The organism is Cyanobium sp. LEGE 06113, from assembly GCF_015207615.1.
The window spans coordinates 83,763-107,957 of sequence record NZ_JADEWM010000003.1 but is presented as its reverse complement, the minus strand read 5'-3'; the positions used below and the strand labels follow the sequence as shown (position 1 = coordinate 107,957).

Annotated in this window: 22 protein-coding genes, 1 tRNA gene and 1 pseudogene; 18 read left to right on the top strand and 6 right to left on the bottom strand. The window is 69.2% G+C overall.

Annotated elements, in window-relative coordinates:
• Nucleotides 1-25: 25 nt before the first annotated feature.
• On the bottom strand, nt 26-673 hold the full coding sequence (locus IQ220_RS06665; protein WP_193914177.1) for a DUF3386 domain-containing protein: 648 nt from the start codon (nt 671-673) through the stop codon (nt 26-28).
• Between the two features lie 113 nt (nt 674-786).
• Nucleotides 787-4,106 (bottom strand): annotated as a pseudogene (carB, locus tag IQ220_RS06660) (carbamoyl-phosphate synthase large subunit).
• 125 nt (nt 4,107-4,231) lie between these two features.
• Here carB and IQ220_RS06655 point away from each other — a divergent pair.
• The 10 genes from IQ220_RS06655 (at nt 4,232) to asnB (ending at nt 12,199) form a co-directional block, all read left to right on the top strand.
• The gene (locus tag IQ220_RS06655; protein WP_186696840.1) at nt 4,232-4,867 is read left to right on the top strand and encodes a DUF3318 domain-containing protein; all 636 of its coding nucleotides are present in this window, start codon (nt 4,232-4,234) and stop codon (nt 4,865-4,867) included.
• Nucleotides 4,860-5,318: a ribosome silencing factor gene (gene rsfS / locus IQ220_RS06650; protein WP_228008956.1), complete on the top strand. Its 459-nt coding sequence runs from the start codon at nt 4,860-4,862 to the stop codon at nt 5,316-5,318. Before IQ220_RS06655 ends, rsfS begins: the two co-directional genes overlap by 8 nt.
• An 8-nt stretch (nt 5,319-5,326) precedes the next feature.
• On the top strand, nt 5,327-5,821 hold the full coding sequence (locus IQ220_RS06645; protein WP_186700572.1) for a CGLD27 family protein: 495 nt from the start codon (nt 5,327-5,329) through the stop codon (nt 5,819-5,821).
• Nucleotides 5,822-5,848: 27 nt separating this feature from the next.
• Nucleotides 5,849-6,820, top strand: coding sequence for an asparaginase (locus IQ220_RS06640; RefSeq protein ID WP_193913854.1), 972 nt, complete (start codon nt 5,849-5,851; stop codon nt 6,818-6,820).
• 46 nt (nt 6,821-6,866) lie between these two features.
• Nucleotides 6,867-6,943, top strand: a tRNA-Met gene (locus tag IQ220_RS06635).
• Nucleotides 6,944-7,021: 78 nt separating this feature from the next.
• Nucleotides 7,022-7,150: a hypothetical protein gene (locus IQ220_RS16015; RefSeq protein ID WP_255510594.1), complete on the top strand. Its 129-nt coding sequence runs from the start codon at nt 7,022-7,024 to the stop codon at nt 7,148-7,150.
• 12 nt (nt 7,151-7,162) lie between these two features.
• Nucleotides 7,163-8,596, top strand: coding sequence for an urea transporter (locus IQ220_RS06630; RefSeq protein ID WP_193913853.1), 1,434 nt, complete (start codon nt 7,163-7,165; stop codon nt 8,594-8,596).
• Between the two features lie 21 nt (nt 8,597-8,617).
• Nucleotides 8,618-8,791, top strand: a complete 174-nt coding sequence (locus IQ220_RS06625) for a hypothetical protein (RefSeq protein ID WP_193913852.1) — start codon at nt 8,618-8,620, stop codon at nt 8,789-8,791.
• A gap of 182 nt (nt 8,792-8,973) precedes the next feature.
• On the top strand, nt 8,974-10,059 hold the full coding sequence (locus tag IQ220_RS06620) for an aspartate carbamoyltransferase (RefSeq protein ID WP_193815215.1): 1,086 nt from the start codon (nt 8,974-8,976) through the stop codon (nt 10,057-10,059).
• Between the two features lie 73 nt (nt 10,060-10,132).
• Nucleotides 10,133-12,199 carry an asparagine synthase (glutamine-hydrolyzing) gene (gene asnB / locus IQ220_RS06615; RefSeq protein ID WP_193913851.1) on the top strand — a complete coding sequence of 689 codons (2,067 nt, stop codon included), beginning with the start codon at nt 10,133-10,135 and terminating at the stop codon, nt 12,197-12,199.
• Here the strand turns inward: asnB and IQ220_RS06610 are convergent.
• On the bottom strand, nt 12,169-12,930 hold the full coding sequence (locus IQ220_RS06610) for a DUF1028 domain-containing protein (protein ID WP_228008955.1): 762 nt from the start codon (nt 12,928-12,930) through the stop codon (nt 12,169-12,171). The two genes, asnB and IQ220_RS06610, sit on opposite strands and share 31 nt — an antisense overlap.
• Nucleotides 12,931-13,152: 222 nt before the next feature.
• On the opposite strand from IQ220_RS06610, the gene IQ220_RS06605 reads away from it, so the two are divergent.
• Together IQ220_RS06605 and IQ220_RS06600 are read left to right on the top strand one after the other, a co-directional pair.
• Entirely contained in the window at nt 13,153-14,484 is a 1,332-nt protein-coding gene (locus tag IQ220_RS06605; protein WP_193913850.1) for a Zn-dependent hydrolase, read from the top strand.
• A 10-nt stretch (nt 14,485-14,494) separates the two neighbouring features.
• Nucleotides 14,495-16,129: a GMC oxidoreductase gene (locus IQ220_RS06600; protein ID WP_228008954.1), complete on the top strand. Its 1,635-nt coding sequence runs from the start codon at nt 14,495-14,497 to the stop codon at nt 16,127-16,129.
• A 250-nt stretch (nt 16,130-16,379) separates the two neighbouring features.
• Here IQ220_RS06600 and IQ220_RS06595 read toward each other — a convergent pair whose 3' ends face one another.
• Together IQ220_RS06595 and IQ220_RS06590 are read right to left on the bottom strand one after the other, a co-directional pair.
• Nucleotides 16,380-16,628, bottom strand: a complete 249-nt coding sequence (locus IQ220_RS06595) for a DUF2811 domain-containing protein (RefSeq protein ID WP_193913848.1) — start codon at nt 16,626-16,628, stop codon at nt 16,380-16,382.
• A 376-nt stretch (nt 16,629-17,004) separates the two neighbouring features.
• Nucleotides 17,005-18,111: a sirohydrochlorin chelatase gene (locus IQ220_RS06590; RefSeq protein WP_193913847.1), complete on the bottom strand. Its 1,107-nt coding sequence runs from the start codon at nt 18,109-18,111 to the stop codon at nt 17,005-17,007.
• Between the two features lie 202 nt (nt 18,112-18,313).
• Between IQ220_RS06590 and IQ220_RS06585 the strand changes: the two genes are divergently transcribed.
• From IQ220_RS06585 to IQ220_RS06560, 6 genes are all read left to right on the top strand, one after another.
• Nucleotides 18,314-18,520: a chlorophyll a/b-binding protein gene (locus IQ220_RS06585; RefSeq protein ID WP_186696849.1), complete on the top strand. Its 207-nt coding sequence runs from the start codon at nt 18,314-18,316 to the stop codon at nt 18,518-18,520.
• Nucleotides 18,521-18,595: 75 nt separating this feature from the next.
• A complete protein-coding gene (locus IQ220_RS06580) occupies nt 18,596-19,267 on the top strand; it encodes a ParB-like protein (protein WP_193913846.1) in 672 nt (223 codons plus the stop codon).
• A 3-nt stretch (nt 19,268-19,270) separates the two neighbouring features.
• A complete protein-coding gene (locus IQ220_RS06575) occupies nt 19,271-21,358 on the top strand; it encodes a cation:proton antiporter (protein ID WP_228008953.1) in 2,088 nt (695 codons plus the stop codon).
• Between the two features lie 95 nt (nt 21,359-21,453).
• On the top strand, nt 21,454-21,900 hold the full coding sequence (locus IQ220_RS06570; protein ID WP_193913845.1) for a universal stress protein: 447 nt from the start codon (nt 21,454-21,456) through the stop codon (nt 21,898-21,900).
• Nucleotides 21,901-21,964: 64 nt separating this feature from the next.
• Nucleotides 21,965-22,600, top strand: coding sequence for a TMEM165/GDT1 family protein (locus IQ220_RS06565; protein WP_193913844.1), 636 nt, complete (start codon nt 21,965-21,967; stop codon nt 22,598-22,600).
• A 21-nt stretch (nt 22,601-22,621) separates the two neighbouring features.
• Entirely contained in the window at nt 22,622-23,305 is a 684-nt protein-coding gene (locus IQ220_RS06560; protein WP_228008952.1) for a hypothetical protein, read from the top strand.
• Between the two features lie 4 nt (nt 23,306-23,309).
• Here IQ220_RS06560 and IQ220_RS06555 read toward each other — a convergent pair whose 3' ends face one another.
• Nucleotides 23,310-24,062 carry a phycobilisome rod-core linker polypeptide gene (locus tag IQ220_RS06555; protein WP_193913843.1) on the bottom strand — a complete coding sequence of 251 codons (753 nt, stop codon included), beginning with the start codon at nt 24,060-24,062 and terminating at the stop codon, nt 23,310-23,312.
• Between the last annotated feature and the right edge of the window lie 133 nt (nt 24,063-24,195).

Sequence of the window (24,195 nt, the reverse complement as noted above, 5' to 3'; positions counted from 1 at the left end):
ACGCCTTCGGGCAACGCAGCCGTGCTCAGCAGGCCTGAAGATCCAGAAACCTGAACAGCTGGCGGCTGGCCGGAGTCTCGCCATGGGCCTCGGTGGCCACCTCCCGCTCGCTCAGCACCCAGGGGCCCCCGTCGCAGAGGGGCACGAAGGTGTCGGTGAAGCGGCTGAGGCCGCCGCGGGCGGCGCCGGTGGCCGGATCGGCGTACTGGCTGGTGTAGGAGCGGCTCAGATAGCCAGCACCGGTGTGGGTCACCGACTCGGTGAAGATCGTCACCACCGTGCCGTGGATGTGGCGGTGCACCATCGTCACCACGTCGTCCTTGATGCGGTAGCGGTCACCGCTGTTCTTGCCACCCACGATCACCTCGGTGCCCACGGCATCGGTGCTGCCAGCCGTGAAGGTGTTGGCGCCGTGGGTCTGCTCGAAGCTGCGGCGCACCCGGTGGATCGCCACCTCCCAGAGCTGGGAGGCCATCGCCTTGTGGATCTCCTCGTCGGCGATGCCCTCCACCTGGGCCTTGAGGTCGGCGCCCACGCTGAAATGGCCCTCGGCGCGGCGATCAGCCTGCTCCCAGGAGCAGCGGCCCTTGTAGCCCGCGAAGCCAGGATCCCAGGTGTAGCGGTTCTCGTAGGCGGCGCGGAAGGCGGCGGTGCAGTCGCTGCCTTCTGGAATGGCGGCAACAGTCGTGCCGGCTGTCGTGGCGGCAGTGCTGGCGGAGCTGGTGGTGGCGGTCACGGGCTTGGGCGCAGGGCCCCAACGCTACCCAGGTGAACGGCGGAGCTGGCTCAGACCCTCGCCATCGGATGGATGTCCTGCAGGGCCGTCACCGTCAGGTGTTGCTTCTGCAGGGCCCCGATCGCCTCCACGGCCGCCCGCGCTCCCGCCAGGGTGGTGAGGGTGGGCACGGCGTAGTCAAGGGCCGCCCGGCGCAGATAGGCGTCATCGAAGGTGGCCTGGCGGCCGATCGGCGTGTTCACCACCAGCTGGATGCGACCGGAGCGGATCGCGTCCTCGATGTTGGGCCGCCCCTCATGCACCTTGAGGATCACCTCCACCGCCAGGCCCTGCCGGGCCAGCACCGCGGCGGTGCCGGCGGTGGCGATCAGCTCGAAGCCCAGGTCGGCCAGGCCGCGGGCCACGGGCACCAGGGCCGGCTTGTCGCGGTCGTGGGTGGAGAGGAACACGCGGCCGCCGGTGGGCAGGCTCTCGCCGGCCCCCTGCTCGGCCTTGGCGTAGGCCATGCCGAAACTGGCGGCGAGGCCCATCACCTCACCGGTGCTGCGCATCTCCGGGCCCAGCAGGCTGTCAGAACCGGGGAAGCGCTTGAAGGGCAGCACCGCCTCCTTCACCGCCTGCAGCGGCGGCTGCGGCTCGCTGCGCAGGCCCAGCTCGTGCAGGGTGCGCCCCGCCATCAGGCGGCTGGCCACCTTGGCCAGGGGCACGCCGGTGGCCTTGGCCACGAATGGCACCGTGCGGGACGCCCGGGGGTTGGCCTCGATGATGAACACCCGCTCCGCTCCGTCCGGGCTGCGCTGCACGGCGAACTGCAGGTTGATCAGGCCGCGCACGTTCAGGGCCAGGGCCAGATCGCGACTCCAGGCGCGGATGGTGGCGAGGCTCTCCTCCCCCAGGCTCACCGTCGGCAGGCAGCAGGCCGAATCGCCGGAGTGGATGCCCGCCGGCTCGATGTGCTCCATTACGCCGCCGATCATCACCGTGCCGGTGCTGTCGCAGAGGGCATCCACATCCACCTCCACGGCGTTGTCGAGGTACTGGTCGATCAGCACGGGGTGGTCGGGCTCCACGGTCACGGCCTCGGCCATGTAGCGGTTGAGCTCCTGGGCGTTGAACACCACCTCCATGGCCCGGCCGCCGAGCACGTAGCTGGGCCGCACCACCACCGGGTAGCCCACCCGCTCGGCCACGGCCAGGGCTTCCGGCTCGCTGCGGGCCAGGCCGTTGCGGGGCTGGCGGATCTCCAGCCGCCGCAGGATCGCCTCGAACTGCTCGCGGTCTTCGGCGGTGTCGATCGATTCGGGGGACGTGCCCCAGATGCGGGTGCCGGTGGCCTGGCCCTCGGCCGAGGCCAGCCAGCGCAGCAGGGGCAGGGCGAGCTTCAGGGGCGTCTGGCCGCCGAACTGCACGATCACGCCGGTGGGCTTCTCGCTCTCGATCACGTTGAGCACGTCCTCGAGGGTGAGCGGCTCGAAGTAGAGGCGGTCGCTGCTGTCGTAGTCAGTCGACACCGTTTCCGGGTTGCTGTTCACCATCACCGTGGCGAAGCCCTCGTCCTGCAGGGCAAAGGAGGCGTGGCAGCAGCAGTAGTCGAACTCGATGCCCTGGCCGATGCGGTTGGGACCGCCACCCAGGATCATCACCTTCTGACGACTCTCGGGCTGCACCTCATTCTCCGGGGGCAGCGCCGCCAGGCTGCCATCGGCGGCGATGCGCTCCAGCGGTCGCTCGTAGGTGGCGTAGTGGTACGGGGTGTGGGAGGCGAACTCAGCGGCGCAGGTGTCCACCGTCTTGAACACCGCATTCACCCCGAGGGCCTGGCGGTGCCGCCTCACGGCCAGCTGGTCGCTGCCGGTGGCCCAGGCGATCTGGGGATCGGAGAAGCCGAGCTGCTTGAGCCGCAGCAGGGGGCCGGCCTCCAGCTGCTCGAGGCTGCGCCCCCGCAGCAGCTGCTGCTCGGCGCTGAGGATGCCGCGCAGCTTGGCCAGGAACCAGGGATCGATGGCGCTGAGGCGGTGGATCTCGGCGTCATCGAGGCCAGCCACCATGGCGGTGCGCACCGCGAAGATCCGCTCCGGCGTGGCCGTGCGCAGGGCCGCGTTCAGGGCGGCGGGCTCAGGGCTGGCATCAGGCGGTCACAGCCCCAGCCGGCATGGCCGGTTTCCAGGGAGCGCAGGGCCTTCTGGAACGACTCCTCGAAACAGCGGCCGATCGCCATCGCCTCCCCCACCGACTTCATCGAGGTGGTGAGCACCGCCGGGCTGCCCTGGAACTTCTCGAAGGCGAAGCGGGGAATCTTCGTCACCACGTAGTCGATCGTGGGCTCGAAGCAGGCCGGCGTGGCGCCGGTGATGTCGTTGGTGATCTCGTCGAGGGTGTAGCCCACCGCCAGCCGGGCCGCCAGCTTGGCGATCGGGAAGCCCGTGGCCTTGGAGGCCAGCGCCGAGGAGCGCGACACCCGCGGGTTCATCTCGATCACCACCACGTCGCCGTTGGCGGGATTGATCGCGAACTGGATGTTGCTGCCGCCGGTGTCCACGCCGATCTCGCGGATGATCGCGATCGACTGGTCCCGCAGGCGCTGGTACTCCCGGTCGGTGAGGGTCTGGGCCGGCGCCACCGTGATCGAATCACCGGTGTGCACCCCCATCGGGTCGAGATTTTCGATCGAACACACGATCACCACGTTGTCGGTGGTGTCGCGCATCACCTCCAGCTCGAACTCCTTCCAGCCCATCAGCGACTGCTCGATCAGGATCTGGGAGACGGGGCTGGCCTCCAGACCGCTCTTGCAGATGGAGCGGAACTCCTCCGGGTTGTAGGCGATGCCGCCGCCGCTGCCCCCCAGGGTGAAGGCCGGCCGGATGATGCGCGGGTAGGTGCCGATCACCTCGCCCACCGACTCCGCCTCCTCGAGGTTGTTGGCGATGCCGGAGGGACAGACGGCCACGCCGATGCGCCCCATCGCCTCCTTGAACAGCAGCCGGTCCTCCGCCATGCGGATCGCCTTGAGATCGGCGCCGATCAGCTCCACGCCGTGCTCGGCCAGGGTGCCGTTCTCGGCCAGGGTCACCGCCAGGTTGAGGGCGGTCTGGCCGCCCATGGTGGGCAGCAGGGCATCGGGCTTCTCGGCAGCGATCACCCGGGCCACCACCTCGGGCGTGAGGGGCTCGATGTAGGTGCGATCCGCCATGTCCGGATCGGTCATGATCGAGGCCGGGTTGCTGTTCACCAGCACCACCTCAAACCCCTCGGCCCGCAGCGCCTTGCAGGCCTGGGTGCCGGAGTAGTCAAACTCGCAGGCCTGACCGATCACGATCGGTCCCGAGCCCAGCAGAAGAATCCGCTTCAGGTCCGTGCGGCGGGGCATGGGCGTGGTCGGCGGCCAAACCCGATCAGGCTCTCATGCCCTGGTGGCCCCTGACGTTCAGCGCCAACCGAGCCAGGCCGCAATGGTGGCTAGGCTGCATGTTCTCCAGATCACCATTCCTGTCGATGAGCGAACTCCAGCGCCTCAAGGGGCTGCTGCCTCCGGAAATGCAGAGCTGGGTGTTCGTGGAAGCCGCAGCTTCGGTTGAACCTCCCCTGATCACCATCGAGGAGATCGGTCGCGATGAGATCGAGATCCAGGTGGACCTCGAAACCTGGGATGGCCTCGCCCTCGACCACCGCAACCTGCTGTTCTGGCACGAGGTGGGCCGGGTTCAGAACGACGCCGTGCCCCGGGACGGCTGGGAGATGGCGGCGCTGGCGATCGGCCTGGGCGGCGCCATCGGTGAGCTCTGGGTTCAGGATGGTCTGCTGCTGCTGATGGCCCTGGGCCTGTCGGGCTTCGCGGGCTACCGGCTCTACCTCAAGAACAACTCCGAAAAGCGGCTGCAGGATGCGATCAGCGCCGATGAGCGGGCGATCGATCTGGCCTGCCGCTTCGGCTACACCCTGCCCAACGCCTACAAGAGCCTCGGCGGTGCCCTCAAGGAGCTGGCCGAGCAGACCCGCAAGAAGAAGAAGCGCACCTTCTACGAAGACCGCCTCGAAGCCCTGCGCAAGAGCGCCGGCAAGGCCCGGGCCGAGATGGCCCAGCAACAGGGATCACGGCAGTCGGTCACGAGTGAAAACGTCTATGGCTGAGCCGATCAACGCCGCCCCATGGCCTCCGGCCGCGCCAGTGCCCGCGGCCCAGGCCACCGCCCCGCTCCACTCCCCCCGCGACCCCCAGACCGAAGCCCTGGCCCGGCTGGTGGCTGACGCCTGCGACGACCGCAAGGCCGTGGACATCCGCCTGATCCGGATGGATGAGGTGTCGTCCCTGGCCGACTGGTTCGTGATCTGCAGTGGCCTCTCCGACGTGCAGGTGCGCGCCATCGCCCGCTCCGTGGAAGACAGGCTCGAGGAGGTGCATGGCCGCCTGCCCCTGCGCCGCGAGGGCCAGGCGGAGGGCCGCTGGGTGCTGCTCGACTACGGCGAGGTGATCGTGCACGTGCTCACCCCGGCAGAACGCAGCTACTACGACCTGGAGTCGTTCTGGGGCCACGGCGAACAGGTGCCCTTCGTAGGCTCAGCTGCAGATCTCAACGCCTGAGCGTGACCATGGAGCTGCTCGGGCCCTGCCCGGTACCGCCGGACCAGCGCCCGCTCAGGCAGTACGAAGAGCTGCGCGGCTCCTGGTTCTTCGCCTGGCCTGCCGAAAGCCTCGATGGCCTGATGCGTCCCCTGCTGATCAGCTGGCTGCTGGTGGCCCCGCTGAGCGTGCTGGTGGCCAGCGGCAGCTGGGTGCTGCGTCACGATCCGGCCCGCATGGTGGTGGCAGGGGCGGCCGCCGCCATCGCCCTGCCCACCCTGCTGCTGGTGCGCCAGTGGCTGGGCTGGAGCACGATCCACAGGCGCCTGGTGAGCGAGCGGGTGGACTACGAGGAGTCCGGCTGGTACGACGGCCAGGTCTGGGAGAAGCCCCTGTCCTGGCGGCAGCAGGATCTGCTCGTGGCCCAGCACCAGGTGCGGCCGATCCTGGCCCGGCTGCAGCAGGCCATCGGCCTGGCGGCCACCTTGATGTTGCTGGGGGCGAGCCTCTGTCAGGCTCTCTGAGCACGGCCAGATCGACCGCCTCCCCGTATGTCCCTGCCCCCCAGCTTCGGCGGATCGGCCCGCAGCTCCATCCCGCCCCTGGAAGTGAGGCTGCTGCGCAACGGCATTGCCGAATCCCGCCACCGGGTGCATGCGGTGGTGTGCGACGGCCGGGGCCGCGTGCTGATGCGGGCCGGCGATCCCCAGCAGCTGAGCTTCGTGCGCTCGGCCCTGAAGCCGTTTCAGGCCTCGGTGTTCGTGGCCAGCGGCACCGCCGACCAGATCAACTGCGGCGAGCGGGGCCTGGCCATCGCCTGCGCCTCCCATGCCGGCACCTCCAGCCATGCCCGCGAGGCCTTCCGGCTGCTGTGGGGCGCCGAGGTGGAGGCCGAGCAGCTGCAGAGCCCGGTGCCCGAGCACGGCAGCAGCCCCCTGGAGCACAACTGCTCCGGCAAGCACGCCGCTTTCCTGGCCACCTGCCGGCGCATGGGCTGGGCCCTGGAGGGCTACCTGCAACCGGAGCATCCCCTGCAGCAGGAGGTGCTCAAGCGGGTGGCCGAACTGCTCGGCCTGCCCGCCGCTGAGCTGGTCACCGCTCGCGACGACTGCGGCGCCCCCACCCTGCAACTGCAGCTGGCCCAGATGGCCCTGCTCTACGCCCACCTGGGAGCCGGGGCCCAGCCCGACCTGGAGCGGCTCAGCCGGGCGATGCTCAGCCACCCGGAGCTGGTGGCGGGCGAAGGCCGCTTCGACACCGAACTCATGCGCCTGGGCCATGGCCAGGTGCTCAGCAAGGGCGGAGCCGAGGGGATCCAGTGCCTGACCAGGGTGGGTGAGGGCCTGGGGGTGGCGATCAAGGTGGAGGACGGCGCCGGGCGGGCCAAGCACGCCGTGGCCCTGCACCTGCTGGAGCAGCTCGACTGGCTGACGCCGATGACCCTGGAGGAGCTGCGCCGCTCCTTCCTGGAGCCGGCACCCCATCTGCAGCTGGACGTACGCGGCGAACTGCGCTTCGACTGAGCTCAGCCTGTAGCGCAGGACACCGGCTGGTACAGTCCTCTGGTGCCGCGGGGTAGAGCAGCCTGGTAGCTCGTCGGGCTCATAACCCGAAGGTCGCGAGTTCAAATCTCGCCCCCGCCACCACTTGTTTGCTCTCCAACAGGCCCCGGTTTTCCGGGGCTTTTTTTGTGTTCAGGCTGTGTTGCGTTGGAGGCTGGCGCCATGACCGAGCTGCAACGGGCCCTGCTGATCTTCGTGCTCGGCGGCCTGGTGACCCTGGCCACGGTGGTGATGGTGCTGCGGGGCCACCGGCGCTGGCACCAGCGCGATCCCTTCGATGACCCCGGTTGATGCCCTCCGCCCATGACAACTGACGCGATGCTGGCGCCGGGCACCGCCTGGCTGCTCCTGGTGGGCTTCTCCGTGCTCTGGATCGCCCTGGGCATCTGGTGGGGCAGGCGCGGCAGCGGCGACGCCGACGACTACCTGCTGGCCGGCCGCAACATCGGCCTGGCCCTGAGCACGGCCACCCTGATGGCCAGCTGGGTCACCGGCAACACCACCCTGGCGGCGCCTGAGGTGGGGTACACCCTCGGCCTCTGGGGCATGTTCGGCTACGCCCTCGCCGGCCTGGGGCTGTTCCTGTTCGCCCCCCTGGCGGTGCGGATCAAGCGGCTGATGCCCCGGGCCCGCACCAGCGGCGACTTCGTGCGGCTGCGCTACGGGCGGCTCTGCTGGGCCCTGTTCCTGCTGATCACCATGGCCTACACCCTGGGCTTTCTGATCACCCAGGGGATGGGAGCCGGCCTGCTGCTGCAGTCGCTCTCGGGCTTCGACTACCGCCTCGGCATGGTGTGCGTGATCGGTGTGTCCACCACCTACACCCTGTTCGGCGGCATGCGGGCGGTGGTCGGCACCGACTTCATCCAGTCGCTGCTGATCATGGCGCTTCTGGTGCTGGTGGCCGTGCTCGGCTTCAGCCGCTTCGGCACCGATCAGGTGTACACGGCTCTGGCCAGCGAGCATCCCGGCCGCCTGAATCTGCTGCTGCCGGCAGGGCTGCTGTTTGCCTGGAACACCGGGCTGTTCAGCATGGGCGAGGTGTTCCACAACAACATCTGGTGGTCGCGGGTGTTCGCCAGCCGCCCCTCGGTGGTGTTCCGCTCCTTCGTGCTCGGCGGCTTCGCCTGGGTCACGGTGCCGATCGTGACGGGCGCCATCGCCCTGATGGCCCTGGCCCAGAACCTCGAGATCCCCCAGGTGAACATGGTGTTCCCGATCGTCACAGCCCAGCTGCTCGGCAGCGGCGGCGCCGCGGTGGTGTTCGTGATCATCTTCGCCTCGCTCACCTCCACCCTCGACTCCCTGCTCGCCGCCACGGCCGATCTGATCGCTGAGGATGTGATCGCCCACTGGTTGCGACCCGAGTCCACCGACCAGCAGATCCGCCAGGCCGCCCGCCGGGTGGTGGTGGCCCTGGGACTGCTGACCATGCTGCTCTCCTGGCAGTACGTGACCTCGATGTACCAGCTGCTGCTGTTCACTGGCGCCCTGGTGGCCTCCACGATCTGGCCGATCGCCATGGGGCTCTACTGGCGCCAGGCCAACCGCCAGGCGGCCATCGCCGCCATGCTGCTCGGCTCGATCAGCGGCCTGCTGGCCTACTGGCTGATCGCCCCCTACTGCGCCGCCCTGGTGTCCGCCGCCGTCTCGGCCCTGGTGATGGGCCTGGGCAGCCACTACTGGCCCGAGCAGTACGACTGGCGCCAGCTGGCCGGCGAACCCGAGAGTCCCTGAGTCGTGTCCATCCCCCAAGCCATGGCCCTGTTTCCCTCCCTGCTGCTCAGCACCAGCGCCCCGGCCGGCTCGTGGCTGATCTCCGGCTGGTGGTTCGGCCTGGTGGTGTACGGCAGCATCGCCGGCCTGGTGCTGGCCGTGCTGGTGATCCTGGGCATCTGGTTTGTGGAGTGGCGCAATGGCCGGGTCTGGTAGCGACGCAGCGGGCTGGCCGTCAGCGCGAGCCCCTCGGAAACGGTAAATACCGCTACTTTCTACCGCTTCCGATGTTGCAGAAAACACAAGATTTTCCAGTCAGCCACCCGATCGAGGCGGAAGATGGAGCCTTCCACCCCGTTCGACCACAACATCCCCAGCCCCCGGGATCAACTTTGACGATGCACTCTCCCCACTTCAATCGGCTCGGTCCTGATGTCTATGGGAACGCCCACCCACAGGCCCTGCTCGAGCAGATCCGCGAGCACGGCGGGGCGCTGAGCGATCTGATGAACCAGCATGTGATCTCCACCCTGCAGTACAGCGCCAACTCGCTGCTGCAGGTGTTTCGGCTGGCGGCGAAGTTCGAGAGCAACCCCGAGCGCTACATCCGCTTCAACAGCCCGCTGCAGCGCAAGATCCTGATCAACGCCTTCTACGAGCCCAGCACCCGCACCCGGCTCTCCTTCGACAGCGCCTGGCACCGGCTGGGCGGCGACACGATCACGATCACGGATCGCAGCACCACCGGCATCGCCAAGGGGGAATCGCTGCGGGACGTGGCGGAGATGTTCAACAACTATGGCGACTGTGTGGTGTTACGGGATACCAACGCTGAGGCTATCTACCAGATGACCGAATCGCTGCGGATTCCGATCATCAATGCCGGCAATGGCATCGATGAGCACCCCACTCAGGCCATGGCCGACCTCTACACCATCTTCAAGTGGCGTCCCCAGCTGGTGGAGAAGGATGTGCCCGCCGATCAACGCATCCGCATCGGCATCGTGGGCATCCCGAAGCGCATGCGCACGGTGCGGTCACTGCTGCGCATCCTCACCAAGTTCCCTCAGATGATCGATGAGCTGGTGCTCTTTCACGAGCCGGGGATCGACCCCGGCGAAGCCGAGAGCTACTTTGATCCAGGCCAGCGGGAGGAGCTTGAGCAGGCTGGCATCAAGGTGCTCACCAGCGACGATCTCAGCGCCGCCGTTCCAGACCTCGATGTGATCTACATCAATGCGATCGCCTGGGTGGGGGACAACTACGAGGTGCACGGCCGCAGCTTCCACCTCACCGCCGATCTGTCCTACCGGCCTGAGGCGATCATCCTCCACCCCCTGGCCAGGGGAGCGGAGCTGGGCACCTGTCTCGATGGCACCCCCCACAACTGGTACTTCTCCCAGGCGCGCGGTGCCGTGTTCATCCGCATGGCCCTGCTCACCTGCATGGTGGAGCGCACAGACCAGGTGATGGACATCATCTGAGGTCCAGCGGGTGCGCCGTTCAGGCCGATCCCCTCACGTTCAGCATTTCGAGATTTCATCCAGGAGACGGTCTATGTGTGGCATCGGGGGAGTGTTCCAACTCCAGCCCCAGCAGCCGATCGACGAGCAGGTGCTCGTCAACATGGCGGCGATCCAGGTGCATCGCGGCCCTGATGGCTTCGGGGTGAGGGGCCTGCCCGATCAGGGTGTGGGCTTCTGCCATGCCCGCCTCTCGATCATCGACCTCGATGCCAACCGCGGCCGCCAGCCATTCGTGTCTGAGGACGGCCAGCTGCTGATGGCCCACAACGGCGAGTTCTACGACTTCCAGGCCATCCGCGCCTCGCTCACGGCCCAGGGCCATCACTTCAGCAGCAAGAGCGATTCGGAAATCCTGCTGCGGCTCTACCAGCAGCGGGGCCTCGAGGCCAGCCTGCCCCTGCTGCGCGGCGAGTTCGCCTTCGCCCTGTTCGACAGCCGCCTCGACACCCTCTACCTGGTGCGCGACCGCTTCGGCGTCAAACCCCAGTACTGGACCCTCACCGAGGAGGGCCTGGTGTTCGGCTCCGAGCTCAAGGTGCTGTTCGCCCATCCCGGCGTGCAACGGCGCTTCAGCTCCGAGGGCCTGTTCCACCAGCTGATGCAGACCATGGTGCCGGGCAGCACGGCCTTCGAGGGGGTGCACCAGCTCAAACCCGGCCACGTGCTCACGGTGCGCCGCCGCGACGGCCGCTTCAGCATCGAGGATCAGCCCTACTGGGACGTGGATTTCCCCCGCAGCGGCGAGCGCGATGCCGGCCGCAGCGAGGCCGACCACATCACCGCGGTGCGCCAGGCCCTGCTGGAAGCGGTGGAGGTGCGGATGGTGGCCGATGTGCCCGTGGGCTGCTACCTCTCCGGCGGCATCGACTCCTGCTCGATCCTGGGCCTGGCCGCCGCGGTGAGCCAGAACCCTGTGAAGGCGTTCACGATCGGCTTCGACGACAGCCGCTACGACGAAACCCCGATCGCCACCTCGATGGCCGAGGCCACCGGCGCCGATCAGCTGGTGATGCGTCTTTCCGGCAACGAGCTCTATGGCCATCTGGAGGCCACGATCTGGCACACCGAGCGCACGATCTACAACACCCTGGCGGTGGCCAAGTTCCTGATGAGCCGCGAGGTGAACCGCTCCCACTACAAGGTGGTGATGACCGGCGAGGGCTCCGATGAGCTGTTCGGGGGCTATCCCGCCTTCCGCCGCGACATGTTTCTGCATGGGCTGCAGGACCTGCCGGAGGCGGATCGCCAGGAATGGGAGCAGCTGCTGCAGGAGGCCAACCAGCTGGTGCAGGGGGCGATGCTGGCCGAGGAGCAGGTGCACGATCCAGCCCTGGAGGCTGTGGTGGGCTTCACGCCCAGCTGCCTGCAGCCCTGGCTGGCCTGCGCCCCCCTGGTGCCCGATCTGCTGGCACCGCAGCACCGCCAGGCCTGCGCCGATTACCAGCCCGGCGCCGCCATCGCCGCCACCCTCGATGCCTCCCAGCTGGAGGGCCGCCATGCCCTCGACCGGGCCCAGTACGTGTGGATCAAGACGATGCTGGAGGGGCAGATCCTCACCTGGGGCGGCGACCGGGTGGACATGGCCCACGCCATGGAGGCGCGCCCCGCCTTCCTCGATCACCATCTGGCCGCTGTGGCGGTGCAGGTGCCCCCGGAGCTGCGCATCAAGGGCAAAACGGAGAAGTACGTGCTGCGGGAGGCCATGCGCGGCCTGCTGCCCGAGCAGCTCTACCGCCGCGAGAAGTTCGCCTTCATGGCCCCACCGGCCCACGCCGACCCCGAGAAGCGCGCCGCCATGCAGGTGCTGGCCGACCGCCACCTCAGCCCCGAGGCCATCGAGCAGGCGGGTCTGCTGGATCCAGCCGGGGTGGCGGCACTGTTCGCCCGCCACGACGATCCCGCCACCAGCCCGGCAACGCGGGTGCAGCTCGACGCCGTGATCAATCACCTGATCGGCGTGCAGATCATGCACCAGCTGTTCGTGGCCGCCGATGTGCCGGCCCAGGCCCGGGAACTGGCCGACCGGCTGGGTTGGCGACCGGGCGCCGCCGATCAGGCGGAGCCGGCCTACGCGCTGATCGGCATGTCGGGCGGCTGAGCCGTATCCACCGCTGCCGCTGCCGCCGCTGCCGACGGAAGCTCGGCGGTCTGGGCCACCCCCAGGGTGGTGGGCAGGGTGGCGCGGAAGCCGGTGTAATAGGTCTCGCTGGTTTCGGCCAGGATCTCGCGCAGGGCCAGCAGCGGCTCGGGGTGATGGTCCACCCGGAAGTCGATGTGGGGGTAGCTCTCCTGGTGCATCACCAGCAGGGCTGCCGACTGACGGCCGCGGTAGTCGCCGCCGTGGGCTTCAGCGGCCTCCAGGGCCGCCATCAGGCGCTCCTCCAGGGCGAGGCCGTGGCGCTCAGCGGCCATGTAGGCCTCGGCCATCGCCAGCAGCACCAGCTCGGAGGCCAGGTAATTGCCCGCCACCGAAAAGCCCGGGTAGCAGCGATGGGCCGCCAGGCCAGCGCAGTCAGGGCCTGTCCAGGCGGCGGTGCGGCCCTGGCTGTCCACCAGGTGCACCTGGCGGCCGTCGCGACCCGGATCGTCCTGCAGCAGCGACTCCAGCACCGCCTCGGCGCCCAGCTCACCGCCGCTCTGCAGCTGAAGCTGCTCCAGCCGGTCGAGCCCCCAGGGACCGAAGTAGGGGTTGGTGCTGGCCTGGGTGGCCACAGCTCCCACGCCTGATCGGGCATGGGGTACGAGGGAACCCACGGCCAGGTGGCGGGTGGCAACGCCCACCCCGGTCATCCCGGTGGGGCGATCCCAGGCAACGATCGAGTAGGTCATCGCGGGTGGGTGGGTAGGACGTGATGGGAGCCATGGAGGCCCACCACGCGTGGTGCGGAGAATTAGGTTCTGGAGATGATTGACGATCCTGGTTCGTGAGTTTGTGCCTAACGGCACCGTTGATCAGACCCGCACCCGGCCGGGTCGATCAACGGGGATCGTGCGCACCCCGATCAGCCGATTCTCCTCAGCCGCTTTTCCTCAGCCGACACGGCCCCTGCCATGACTCAGCTTAGCGCCGCTTCCCTGGGCCAAAGCCCCCTCAGCAACGGCCATCTCGGCACCGACAGCGCCTCTCTGGCGGCAGTCAGCTCGCTGCTGGCGCTGCGGGCCGATCGGGAACGCCTGGCCCTCAGCCTCGAAGCCCTGGCCTGCATCGGCCGGGTGCCCTCGGGGGCCGTGCGCCGGCTGGCCTTCAGCGACGAAGACCGCGCCGCCCGCGCCCTGGTGCAGGGCTGGATGGAGGAGGCCGGCATGGCCGTGCGCATCGATGCCGCCGGCAATCTGATCGGCCGCTACGGGGGCCTCGACCCCACGGCTCCCGTGCTCGCCACCGGCTCCCACATCGACACGGTGCCGGAGGGGGGCCACTACGACGGAGCCCTGGGGGTACTGGCCGGGCTGGAGGTGGTGCGGGTGCTGGCGGAGCACAACCAGCGCCTGCAGCACCCGCTCGAGCTGATCGTGTTCGCCGATGAGGAGAGCACCATGGTGGGCTGCAAGAGCCTGGTGGGCCGCGCCTCCGACGACCCCAGCACCTACACCACGGCCCTGGGGGTGCCGATTCAGGAGGGCCTGGCCAGCATCGGCGGCTCCTGGGAGGAGCGCGCCAGCGCCCGCCGGGCGCCCGGGGAGATCGCCGCCTTCGTGGAGCTGCATGTGGAGCAGGGGGGCGTGCTCGAGGCCGTGGGCAAGGACATCGGCGTGGTGGAGGGGGTGGTGGGCCAGCAGCGCTACACGATCAGCGTCAGTGGCCAGGCCAACCACGCCGGCACCACCCCCATGGGCATGCGGCGCGATGCCCTCACCACCGCCGCCCAGATCATCCTGGCGGTGGAGGACATGGCCCTCCACTTCCCAGGCGATCCGGTGGCCACGGTGGGCAAGCTGCAGGTGTGGCCCAATGCCGCCAACATCGTGCCTGGCCGGGTGGAGTTCACCCTCGACATGCGCGATCTCTCCCACAGCGTGATCGACCACATGCGCGCCCACCTGGAGCGCAAGATCGAGAACATCGCCGTGGCCAGCCGCACCCGGATCGCGATGACACCGCAGTTTGTGGTGGATCCCAGCCCGGCTGATCCGATGGTGCAGGCGTTGATCACCGAGAGCTGCCAACAGCTGGGGCTGAGCCACACCCACCTGCCCAGCCGCGCCAGCCACGACTCCCAGGAGCTGGGCCGGCTCACCGCCATGGGCATGATCTTCGTGCCCAGCCGCGACGGCGTGTCCCACTCGGCCGACGAGTACACCACGCCGGAGCAGTGCGAACAGGGCGTGAATGTGCTGCTGCAGACCCTGATCCGTCTGGATGCCAGCCTCTCCGGCAGCTGAACTCGGGCCGATGACCGAGCGCCCTGACGCCATCGTGGTGGGATCGGGCGCCACCGGGGGGGTGGCCGCCATGGTGCTGGCGGAGGCCGGACTTCGGGTACTGGTGCTCGAGGCCGGGGCGGAACTGGGCGCCGCCCGCGCCCGTGGCGCCGAGCCGCTCAACAGCCTGCGGCGGCTCGCCCACCTCTCCAGCGGTCGGCAGCGCCTGCAGGCCCACCACCCCGGCTACTGGAAGCACAACCCCGAACTGTTCGCCGACGAGCGCCTCAACCCCTATTCCACCCCGCCCGACCGCCCCTTTCTCTGGACCCGCGGCCGCCAGCTGGGCGGCAAGAGCCTCACCTGGGGGGGCATCACCCTGCGGCTGAGCCGCTACGAATTCAAGGCCGGTGAACGCGATGGCCAAGGGCCCAGCTGGCCGATCGACGAGCCGGATCTCGCGCCCTACTACGACCGCCTCGAGCGGTTGCTGGGGGTGCATGGCCAGGCCGACGGCCTGCCCCAGCTCCCCGACGGCCAGTTCCTCGATCCCCTGCCCCTCACCCCGGGCGAACGGCACCTGCGCCAGGCGATCGGCCGCGAGCTGGGCCTGCCCCTGATCCACTCCCGGGGCTTCAACCTGCACCGCGGCCCCGGCTGGTGCCGCTCATCGAGCCCCGGCAGCACCCTGGCCCGGGCCGTGGCCACTGGCCGCACCGTGGTGCGCAGCGGCACCCTGGTGAGCCACCTCGTGATGGAGCCGGGCCAGGAGCGGGCCCGCGGGGTCGTGGTGGTCGACAGTCACAGCGGCGAGCGGCAGGAGCTGCAGGCGCCGCTGGTGGTGCTGTGCGCCTCCACGATCGAGACGCTGCGGATCCTGCTGCACTCCGGCGAGGCCTGCAGGCGCGGCGGGCTGATCGATCCCTCCGGCAGCCTGGGGCACTATCTGATGGACCACGTGTCCAGCAGCCGCTTCTTCTCGGTGCCCGGCCTGGCCCCGCCCCCTGAACCAGCCGAGCTCTCCGGCGCCGGCAGCTGCTTCATCCCCAACACCGTGAACCTGGATGGGGCCAGCCAGGAGGGCTTCCAGCGCGGCTACGGCCTCTGGGCGGCGGTGCAGCGCTTCGATCCGCCCAGCCTGCTGCAGCGCCGCCGCGGTGAGGCCGTGGGCTTCCTGATCGGCCATGGCGAGGTGCTGCCCCGGGCCGACAACCGGGTCAGCCTGAACGGCGATCAGGTGGATGCCTGGGGGCTGCCGACGCCGCACATCTCCATGGGCTGGGGGCCGAATGAAGCCGCGATGGTGGCCCACATGCAGCAGCGCATGGAGGCCGTGGTGGCCGCGGCCGGGGGCGCGATCCGTCCGCTGGAGGATCTGTTCGTGCTGCCGCTGCTGGAGCCCTGGATCCGCTCCAGCCACGCCACCGGCCAGGGCGCCGCGCCCCCCGGCTACTACATCCATGAGCTGGGTGGCGCCCGCATGGCCGCCAGCGAGGAGGAGGGGGTGGTGAATGCCTTCAACCAGTGCTGGCGCGCCCCCAATGTGCTGGTGGTGGATGGGGCCTGCTGGCCTGGCGCCGGCTGGCAGAGCCCCACCCTCACGGCCATGGCGATCACCTGGCGAGCCTGCGAGGCCGCCACCAGGCGACTGCGCCGGGGGGACTGACCCCGGTGCCGGGGGGAACATCTGAGGCCCCTGCGTCAGGAGACAGCCACAGCGGAGCAGATCCTGTGTCTGTTGGCACAACCGCTGAGGCCCCTGGTCCGCACAATGGCGGGGCGACCTTTAACCGGGTCGGGCAAGGGAGAACGAGAGCGAAGGTTGGCGCCTTCGCTCTTTTTTTATGGGCGATTGCTGCTTCGCTCGGCGCGGCTGGCTCGGAGTGGACGCTCTGAGTGGGAGTCATATTTGCGCCTCAGAGCAGGAACAGACCGTTCAGGTAGTGCTGTTGCACGCAGGCATCGGTGCAACCGTTCTGGAACAGAAATGTGGCCAGGGCCGAAGTTGTGAGGCCATGCTGATTCCAGCCCGGGTGGGTGGCGAGAAAGCGCTGCAGCGCGCTGAACACCACATCCGCCACCTCGCTCTCCAGCACCGCCGCAGACTCTCCCCTGGCGCCATCACCAGCCTCAGGCTCCTGGGCAGGGGGAGGGGTCCAGTCCATCGGCATCAGCGCTGCGGCAGTGGGGCTCAGTACGCCACATCCCCGAGCCTTCGTCAAAGCCGGGGCGCCCTGACCACGGCAGGGCATTGCAGGCTGAGACTTGCTGCCGCGCATCAGCTGTTGATCAGCTGAAGCAACAGCCGCCGACCCAGGAGCGCCCCAGCGCCACGGTGTCAAGACGACGCTGAACAGATCGCCGAAATCCCCAGCACCCCCGCCGCAACGGTCATCGGGAGCACCGTTCTGGGGAAAACCCCCTGCCAATCTGGGGAAAAGCCCCAAAACATGGGGAAAGGCTTCAATGATCAGTCTTGCTGATCTGGGGGCCTGGAGCCGCGAAGCTCCCACGCGAGACAACTGCGCCAGGTGCGGCTGGCTACGCCGTCGCGCCACCGGAGCGCAGGGTGCGGGGGCCCAGGGGGTGGTCGGCGTGGGGGTAGACAGGGTGGTGGTGGTGGCCATGGCCATGGCCGTGCTCGCTGGCCGCGGCCCCCAAGGGGATGGGAACCCCATCGGGCTGACAGGCTCCGGTGCATTCGCGCTCGCACAGGTCACAGCCATCCGTGAGCCCTTCCACATGGTGGTGGTGGCTGTGCTGCGGCGCCCCCACATCCGTTTCAAAGCCGAGCACCTGGGCCCGGTATTTGCAGAGGGAGCAGTTCATCGCGGTGTCGCCCCGAACCACATCCATCACCCGCTCCTCGAAGGTGTCGAGCACATGGGGATGGTCACCTAAATAGGCGGCCTGAATGAATTCCAGCTCGGGATGATCGGCCGCCACGCGCTCGGTGTGCTGCACGATCCGGCTCACCAACACCCCTGAAAAAAGGAAGTAGGGAAACACCACCACCCGGCGGTAGCCCAGTCGCACCGCCTGGCGCAGGCCTGGCTCCACCAAGGGAAAAGTGACGCCTGAGTACACCGTTTCGCCCCAGCCGAAACCAAAGCCCTCCACCAGCATGCGGGTGACCTTGGCCACGTTGGAGTTGGCATCGGGGTCGGACGACCCGCGCCCCACCACCACCAGCAGGGTGTCCTGCAGGGGCACAGAGCCGGTGGCCCTGGCGAGGGCCTCCCGGATCCGGGCCCCGGCGGCCTGGATCATGCGGCGATCCACCCCGAGCTCCCGGCCGTAGTCGATGCGCAGTCCGGTTTCGGCCGCGTAGGTGTTGAGCACCGAAGGGATGTCGTTCTTGGCGTGGCCCGCCGCAAACAGCATCGCCGGCACCGCCAGGATGTGCTCCGCACCGCGGCGGCGCAGGGTCTCCAGACCGTCGCGCAGGATCGGCCGGGCGAACTCCAGGTAGCCGTATTCCAGGGGCAGCGGCCGCAGCCGCTGCTGCAGCTGCTCGGCCAGGGCGGCAAACTCGGCCACCGCCAGGCGGTTGCGGCTGCCATGGCCACACACCAGCACCCCGAGGGAACGGCCCCCGGCCGTGGGGGCGGCATCGGCCAGAAACGAAGCGGAAGCCTGTGAACTCATGGCAACGGAAGCCTGTCACGACCCTATCGCCGCCTCAGCCGCGTCCTGCTGGGCCTCCGAGCTGAGCGGCAGGACGCAGGAGGGGCGGGCCCGGGGCGGACCGATCAGCGCTGCTAAGGCCAAAAATAAGCAGATCAAAACCCATTGGTGGTCAAGATCCTGCATTGATTCGTAACATTGGCCCATCGTTGCCATGGCTCCCATGACGTCCTCCTCCCCCCAAGCCGACGAGCGCTGGTTCCTGAACGCCGCCGCTGCCCAGATCCATGCCGAGCAGCTGCAGCGGGCCGAGCGCTTCAACGGCCGCGCCGCCATGCTCGGCTTTGTGATCGGCGTGCTCACCGAAGCCATCACCGGCCAGGGCATCCTGCACCAGATCGGCCTCGGCACCCTGTTGAGCCAGGGCTGAGGCCCTTCCGGCGCCCCAGGATGGTCCCGGCGGCTTTCCAGGCGAGGATGGCACTGATCCGGTCCGTCCTCGCCGATGGCGCTGCGCCTTCCCCCCTATCAGCAGTTGCCCCCACCCCGGCCGGACACACCCCTGATCGAGCTGCCTGTGGCCAGCCTGCGGCCCACCCAGCTCTGCGTGGGCATGGCCGAAGTGCGCAGCCGCCAGAACGACTTTCAGGCTGAAGACCGCGGCGAACGCCAGCGCTACCTGGGCACCAAGCCTGTGCCCCTGGTCCGCAGCGGAGCAGGGGAGGTGTGGATGGTGGATCGCCACCACCGCCTCAGGGCCCTGCTGGAGCTTGACCCCGCCGCCACCGCCTTTGGCTATGTGGTGTTGGATCTGCCCACGGGCGACCGCACCGCGGTGCTCCAGCACCTGCTGGGCCTCGGCTGGCTGTACCTCTATGACGGTCGCGGCCTCGGTCCCCTGCCTGCCTCGGTGCTGCCGGACCAGCTGCTGGGCCTGCATGACGACCCCTTTCGCAGCCTCGTGTGGCGCCTCAAGAAGGAGGGGGTGATCGAGCCGGCACCCCTGATCCCCTTCCACGAGTTCCGCTGGGGCGCCTGGCTGCGCAGCCGCTCCCTGCCCCCCTTCAGCTCGGCTCAGCTGCAGCCGGCCCTGCCCGCCGCCCGCACCCTGGCCCGTTCCGCCGCCGCCAGCCACCTGGCCGGCTGGAAGAGCGCCCTGCGGCGGCGGAGCCCCTGAGCCATGCCCCCCAGCAGCGGCATGGCCGTCTTCCTGCACGGATCGCCCCTGGCGGTGTTCGCCCTGCTGCTCAGCCTGAGCGTGCTGGTTCCGCCCCTGGCCCGCTGGCTGCGGCTGCCCGATCTGGTGGGCCTGCTGGCCGCCGGCGTGCTGATCGGCCCCCATGCTCTGGGGTGGCTGCAGACCGAGGGCCCCACCGTGGGGCTGCTCTCCGACATCGGCGTGATCTACCTGCTGTTCATCGCAGGACTGGAGATCGATCTGGCCGAATTCGCCCGCATCCGCCAGCGCTCCTTCCAGTTCGGCCTGCTCACCTTCAGCCTGCCCCTGCTGGGGGGGGCCGGCCTGGCCCTGGCCTACGGCTACGCGCCCCTGAGCGCCGTGCTGCTGGGCTCGGTGCTCGCCTCCCACACCCCTCTGGGCTATCCGATCGTGCGCAGCTACGGCGCCGTGGGGGAAGAGTCGGTGGTGGTGGCCATCGGCGGCACGATTTTCACCGACCTGGCCGCCCTGCTGCTGCTCGCCCTCTGCATGGGGCTGAGCCGCGGGGAACTCTCAGCGCCGGCCGTGGCCCTGCTGCTGGGCAAGGTGGCCCTGTTCGCCCTGCTGCTGGTGGGCACGATCACCCAGCTGGGCACGGGCCTGGTGCGCCGCAGCGTCAACAACGACAGCCAGCTCTTCGTAGCCGTGCTGCTGACCCTGTTTGTGGCCGGCCTGGGGGCTGAACTGGCGGGGGTGGAGAAGATCGTGGGGGCCTTCCTGGCCGGCCTGGCCGTGAACCGCGTCCTGCCGGAAGGGAGGGTCAAGGAGCAGGTGGTGTTCGTGGGGGCCGCCCTGTTCATCCCGATCTTCTTCATCGACCTGGGGCTGCTGCTCAACCTGCCCACCTTCTTCAGCACCATCCTGGGCAGCCCCTTCGCGATCGCCCTGATCGCCACGCTGATCACCACCAAGGGGCTCGCCGCCCTCTGGGCCGGCCGGATCTACCGCTACAACAGCACCCAGGTGCTCACCCTGTGGTCGTTGTCGCTGCCCCAGGTGGCGGCCACCCTGGCCGCCACCTTCGTGGGGTTTCGCGCCGGCCTCTTCGACGCCGCGGTGCTCAACAGTGTGCTGGCGATGATGGTGGTCACCGCCACCCTCGGCCCTGCCCTCACCGCCCAGGCCATCCCCAGGCTGGCCCAGGCCACCGCCGCGTCGCTGACCGCGGAGGGGGCCGGTCGCCTGGCCCTGGTGCGGCGCTCGCTGCGGGTGCTCCTGCCGGTGTCGAACCCCAGCAGCGAGGCGCGGCTGTTCGCCCTGGCCGGGCTGCTGATCGGGGGCTCCTCCGAGGATCCCGGCCTGGTGCTGCCCCTGGCAGTGGTGTCACCGCGGCAGGCGGAGGCCGGCCACGCCAGCCCCCTGGCGATGGCGGCGAGCCTGGCCAGGGCCCGGGAGCTGCTCCAGAGCGCCAGCTCGATCGCCGAGGCCGATCAGGTGCCCTGCCAGCCCCTGCTGCGCGTGGACAGCGATGTGGCCGCCGGCATCGCCCGGGTGGCGATGGAGCAGGCCAGTGACCTGGTGCTGATGGGCCTGGCCCGCCCCGGCAGGTTCGGCCAGTGGCTGTTCGGCGACCTGGTGGAGGCCACCTGCCGCCAGGTGAGCTGCCCGGTGGTGGTGGCCGGTCTGCGCCGCGATCCCGCCAGCCTGAAGCGGCTGCTGGTGCCGATCAAGGACGTCACCGCCGGCGCCCTGGAGCAGTTTCAGCTGGCCGAGCGGCTGGCCGCCGCCCTCGGCGGCAGCATCACCCTTCTGCACGTGCCCGACCTGGGGCAGAGCAGCCAGCAGCGGGCTGAGGTGGAGGCCCAGCTGGCCCGCTGGCAGCCCGGCGCCGAGGGCCAGGCGGTCTCGGTGGCGATCAAGGTGGACATCCGGCCCGACCAGAACATCGAAACCAGCATCGAGGACGCCGCCCGCAGCCACGACCTGGTGATCCTGCGGTCCCAGCGCCGCCTGGTGGCCGGCCTGCCCATTCCCGCCGGCGGCCGCATGGGAGGGCTGATGCGACGCCTGAGCATCTCGGTGCTGGTGATCAGTGATCCGCTGCACTGAAGGCGCTGCCCTGAATCCGCTGCAGCGGGAGTGCGCGAAGCCCGGGCGCCAGGCCAATGGCGGGGCTAAACCGGAGTCAGGCACCGGGCTTCACCATGACGTTTCAACACCTGCTTGTCGCCACCGATGGTTCGGAGCTGTCGCAGCGGGCCCTGCTGCAGGCCCTGGCTCTGGCCAAGGCCCTGGGGGCTCGGCTGCGCATCCTGACGGTGGAGGGGACCTTGCCGGTCTCCCTGGTGGGAGCGGGAGAACTGGTGGACACCGGCGCCATCGAGGCGCTGATGAAGGCGGCCCAGCTGCAGTCGCAGCAGATCCTGGACGCCGCCGCCGCCACGGCGGAACAGGCCGGGGTGAGCGCTGAGGTGGTGAAACGGATCAGTGCCCAGCCCTCCATGGCGATCCTGGAGGAGGCCCGCAGCCAGGCCTGCGACCTGATCGTGATGGCCTCCCACGGCCGGCGCGGGCTGCAGGGGCTGCTGCTCGGCAGCGAGACCCAGCGGGTTCTGACCCAGAGCTCCTGTCCGGTGCTGGTGGTGCGTTGAGCGGGTGTGGCAGCAGCCGCTTTGGTGGTATTAAGAGGATTCGCTGGGGGCTGGGGCGGTGAGCATGGATCCGGGCCTGGCTGCCTTCGGCTCCGGCCTGAGTGCCATCACCGTGGCGGAGCTCGGCGACAAGACCTTCTTCATGGCCCTGATCCTGGCGGTGCGGCACCCGCGCCGCTGGGTGTTTCTCGGCAGCTTCGCGGCCCTGGCGGTGGTGACCCTGCTCTCCCTTGGGGTGGGCTACGGCCTGCGGGAGCTGCTGCCGGTGCGCCTGCTGCCCTGGCTGGCGGGGGGCCTGTTCCTGGTGTTCGGCATCCGGCTGCTGCTGGAGGCCCAGGCCCTGCCGGCCGATGCCGCCCGTGGCGAGGCCCTGGAAGCCGAGCAGGCCGTGATCGCCGCCGATCGCCAGCTGCTGAGCAGCCGCCCCCTGGCCGTGATCTGGGAGGCCTTCGCCCTGGTGTTCATCGCTGAACTGGGCGACCGCACGCAGCTGGCCACGATCGTGCTGGCCACCGCCCCCGGCTTCACCTTCGCCGGACTGCTGGCCGGCACCCTGCTGGGCCACGCCCTGGTGACGGCCCTGGCTGTGGGATCAGGCCGCTGGATCGGCGACCGGGTGGATGAACGACTGCTCTACCGCCTGGGGGGCGGCCTGTTTCTGCTGTTCGCCGTGGTGGCCTTCCGCCAGGCCCTGGGCTGACCCTTACGCTGCCCACCAACCTTGCGTGAGCTGGTGGTGGTGAAGGACGAGAGCAGCAGGACCGAGGAACTGCAGGCCCTGGGCTGGTCCGCGGAGGACCTGCGCCGCTATGAGGAGCTGTGGGAGTACCGCCAGCGCTGGGGAGCGATCAACCTCGAGCCGGAGGATCGGGCCTTCCTGCGCAAGGCCGAGGCCCTGCTGCCCAAGCGCCAGAAAGGGAAGTCGGCCCAGAAGAAGACCCTCCAGGAGAAGTCCCACTACCGCTGGCTGGCTCTGCACCGGGACGCCATGGCGGCCAGCCCGGCCGAGCAGCAGCTGGCCGAAGGGGAGATCGGTGCCTGGCGCGTGCTGCTGGAAGAGGAGCTGGCCGTGCTCGATCACTACCAACCCGTGCTCGGCCTGCCCGACACCCTCAAGGCCCGCACCCTGCAGGAGCGGCGGGAGGCCTGGATCGCAGCACTGGACGAGACAGCCTCCAGCCTCAGCTTCGACTTCCAGGCCCCGATGGCGGAGTTGAAAGCACGGGAGAGCACCAGCTGGAAGCCCCTGCGCGGCGAGGCCAACAGCGACCAGAGCTATCCCGTGCTGACGGCCGAGGCGGCCAGGAGCTTCCGGGCCAGCATCCGTCAGGAGCTGGCCGCCGCCATCAGGGAGAGCTTTCCCTCCCTCCAGGACAGCAACAAGCCAGCCCCCCCCAGCCCCTGAGGGCTCAGGTGCGCAGCATGGCGACCACGGTGATCAGGCTGACGACACTGAGGAAGCCCACACCGAAGAGGATCGTGCCCGACCAGACCTTGCGGGCCAGGGGGCTGGGCTGATCGCGCAGCCAGGCGGGCCTGGGCACACCGGGCTGCCAGGGGCTGGAACCGGCGGAGGGCAGGCGGCGGGCATTGGTGTCACGCCAGTAGGCCCCGTAACGGGGAGCCTGCTGGTTGAAGGGGACCTGGCCCACCGCCTTGCCGGCCAGGGTGCGGGAGCGCTGGAACGGCACCTGATCGTCGCCGAACTGGCAGAGGTACTCGTCAGACTCCAGCAGGGCATCCACAAAGGCGGGCAGCCCCTGTTCAGCGATCAGGATCGACCAGGCGATCCGCTCCTGGTCGCCGTACACCGGCCGGCCCAGCACCCGGCCCACCACCTGCTCCACGATCTGGTAGTTGCTGTTGCAGCGGTAGAAGTCCTGGCGGAACTTCTCGGAGAGCAGCAGGCCCCGGATGAAGTCGCGCATGCGGATCTGGCCTGAGCGCAGTTGCGACTCCAGCACGGGGTCGCGGTCGCTGCGGAAGGCGTGGAAAAAGATCTGGCGGTAGGCCTGGTCGATCTGCAGATCCACGCTGGCGGGATCCTGGGTCGGCGTCAGGGCGAAGGGGGCCCTCAGCGGCGACTCCTCGGTGGCCGGCATGAAGTTGGCGACCCGGGCGTTCACGGCCGTGGGCTTGACATCCAGCAGGGGCAGAGCCATGGAAGAGAGAAGAGGGCGTTGAGGGAAGGTATCCAGCTCCGTCCAAAATCTGACGCTGCCTGGGTAAAAACTCACAGAGCGTGACCTCAGTTCATGGACCTTTGTTGCCGCGGCCGAGCAGACTCTCCCCTGG

Bases quoted from the DNA above. Each gene is read 5' to 3' on its own strand.
- IQ220_RS06655 (WP_186696840.1), top strand. From the start codon at position 4,232: ATGAGCGAACTCCAGCGCCTCAAGGGGCTGCTGCCTCCGGAAATGCAG.
- rsfS (WP_228008956.1), top strand. From the start codon at position 4,860: ATGGCTGAGCCGATCAACGCCGCCCCATGGCCTCCGGCCGCGCCAGTG.
- IQ220_RS06645 (WP_186700572.1), top strand. From the start codon at position 5,327: ATGGAGCTGCTCGGGCCCTGCCCGGTACCGCCGGACCAGCGCCCGCTC.
- IQ220_RS06640 (WP_193913854.1), top strand. From the start codon at position 5,849: ATGTCCCTGCCCCCCAGCTTCGGCGGATCGGCCCGCAGCTCCATCCCG.
- IQ220_RS16015 (WP_255510594.1), top strand. From the start codon at position 7,022: ATGACCGAGCTGCAACGGGCCCTGCTGATCTTCGTGCTCGGCGGCCTG.
- IQ220_RS06630 (WP_193913853.1), top strand. From the start codon at position 7,163: ATGACAACTGACGCGATGCTGGCGCCGGGCACCGCCTGGCTGCTCCTG.
- IQ220_RS06625 (WP_193913852.1), top strand. From the start codon at position 8,618: ATGGCCCTGTTTCCCTCCCTGCTGCTCAGCACCAGCGCCCCGGCCGGC.
- IQ220_RS06620 (WP_193815215.1), top strand. From the start codon at position 8,974: ATGCACTCTCCCCACTTCAATCGGCTCGGTCCTGATGTCTATGGGAAC.
- asnB (WP_193913851.1), top strand. From the start codon at position 10,133: ATGTGTGGCATCGGGGGAGTGTTCCAACTCCAGCCCCAGCAGCCGATC.
- IQ220_RS06610 (WP_228008955.1), bottom strand. From the start codon at position 12,930: ATGACCTACTCGATCGTTGCCTGGGATCGCCCCACCGGGATGACCGGG.
- IQ220_RS06605 (WP_193913850.1), top strand. From the start codon at position 13,153: ATGACTCAGCTTAGCGCCGCTTCCCTGGGCCAAAGCCCCCTCAGCAAC.
- IQ220_RS06600 (WP_228008954.1), top strand. From the start codon at position 14,495: ATGACCGAGCGCCCTGACGCCATCGTGGTGGGATCGGGCGCCACCGGG.
- IQ220_RS06595 (WP_193913848.1), bottom strand. From the start codon at position 16,628: ATGGACTGGACCCCTCCCCCTGCCCAGGAGCCTGAGGCTGGTGATGGC.
- IQ220_RS06590 (WP_193913847.1), bottom strand. From the start codon at position 18,111: ATGAGTTCACAGGCTTCCGCTTCGTTTCTGGCCGATGCCGCCCCCACG.
- IQ220_RS06585 (WP_186696849.1), top strand. From the start codon at position 18,314: ATGACGTCCTCCTCCCCCCAAGCCGACGAGCGCTGGTTCCTGAACGCC.
- IQ220_RS06580 (WP_193913846.1), top strand. From the start codon at position 18,596: ATGGCGCTGCGCCTTCCCCCCTATCAGCAGTTGCCCCCACCCCGGCCG.
- IQ220_RS06575 (WP_228008953.1), top strand. From the start codon at position 19,271: ATGCCCCCCAGCAGCGGCATGGCCGTCTTCCTGCACGGATCGCCCCTG.
- IQ220_RS06570 (WP_193913845.1), top strand. From the start codon at position 21,454: ATGACGTTTCAACACCTGCTTGTCGCCACCGATGGTTCGGAGCTGTCG.
- IQ220_RS06565 (WP_193913844.1), top strand. From the start codon at position 21,965: ATGGATCCGGGCCTGGCTGCCTTCGGCTCCGGCCTGAGTGCCATCACC.
- IQ220_RS06555 (WP_193913843.1), bottom strand. From the start codon at position 24,062: ATGGCTCTGCCCCTGCTGGATGTCAAGCCCACGGCCGTGAACGCCCGG.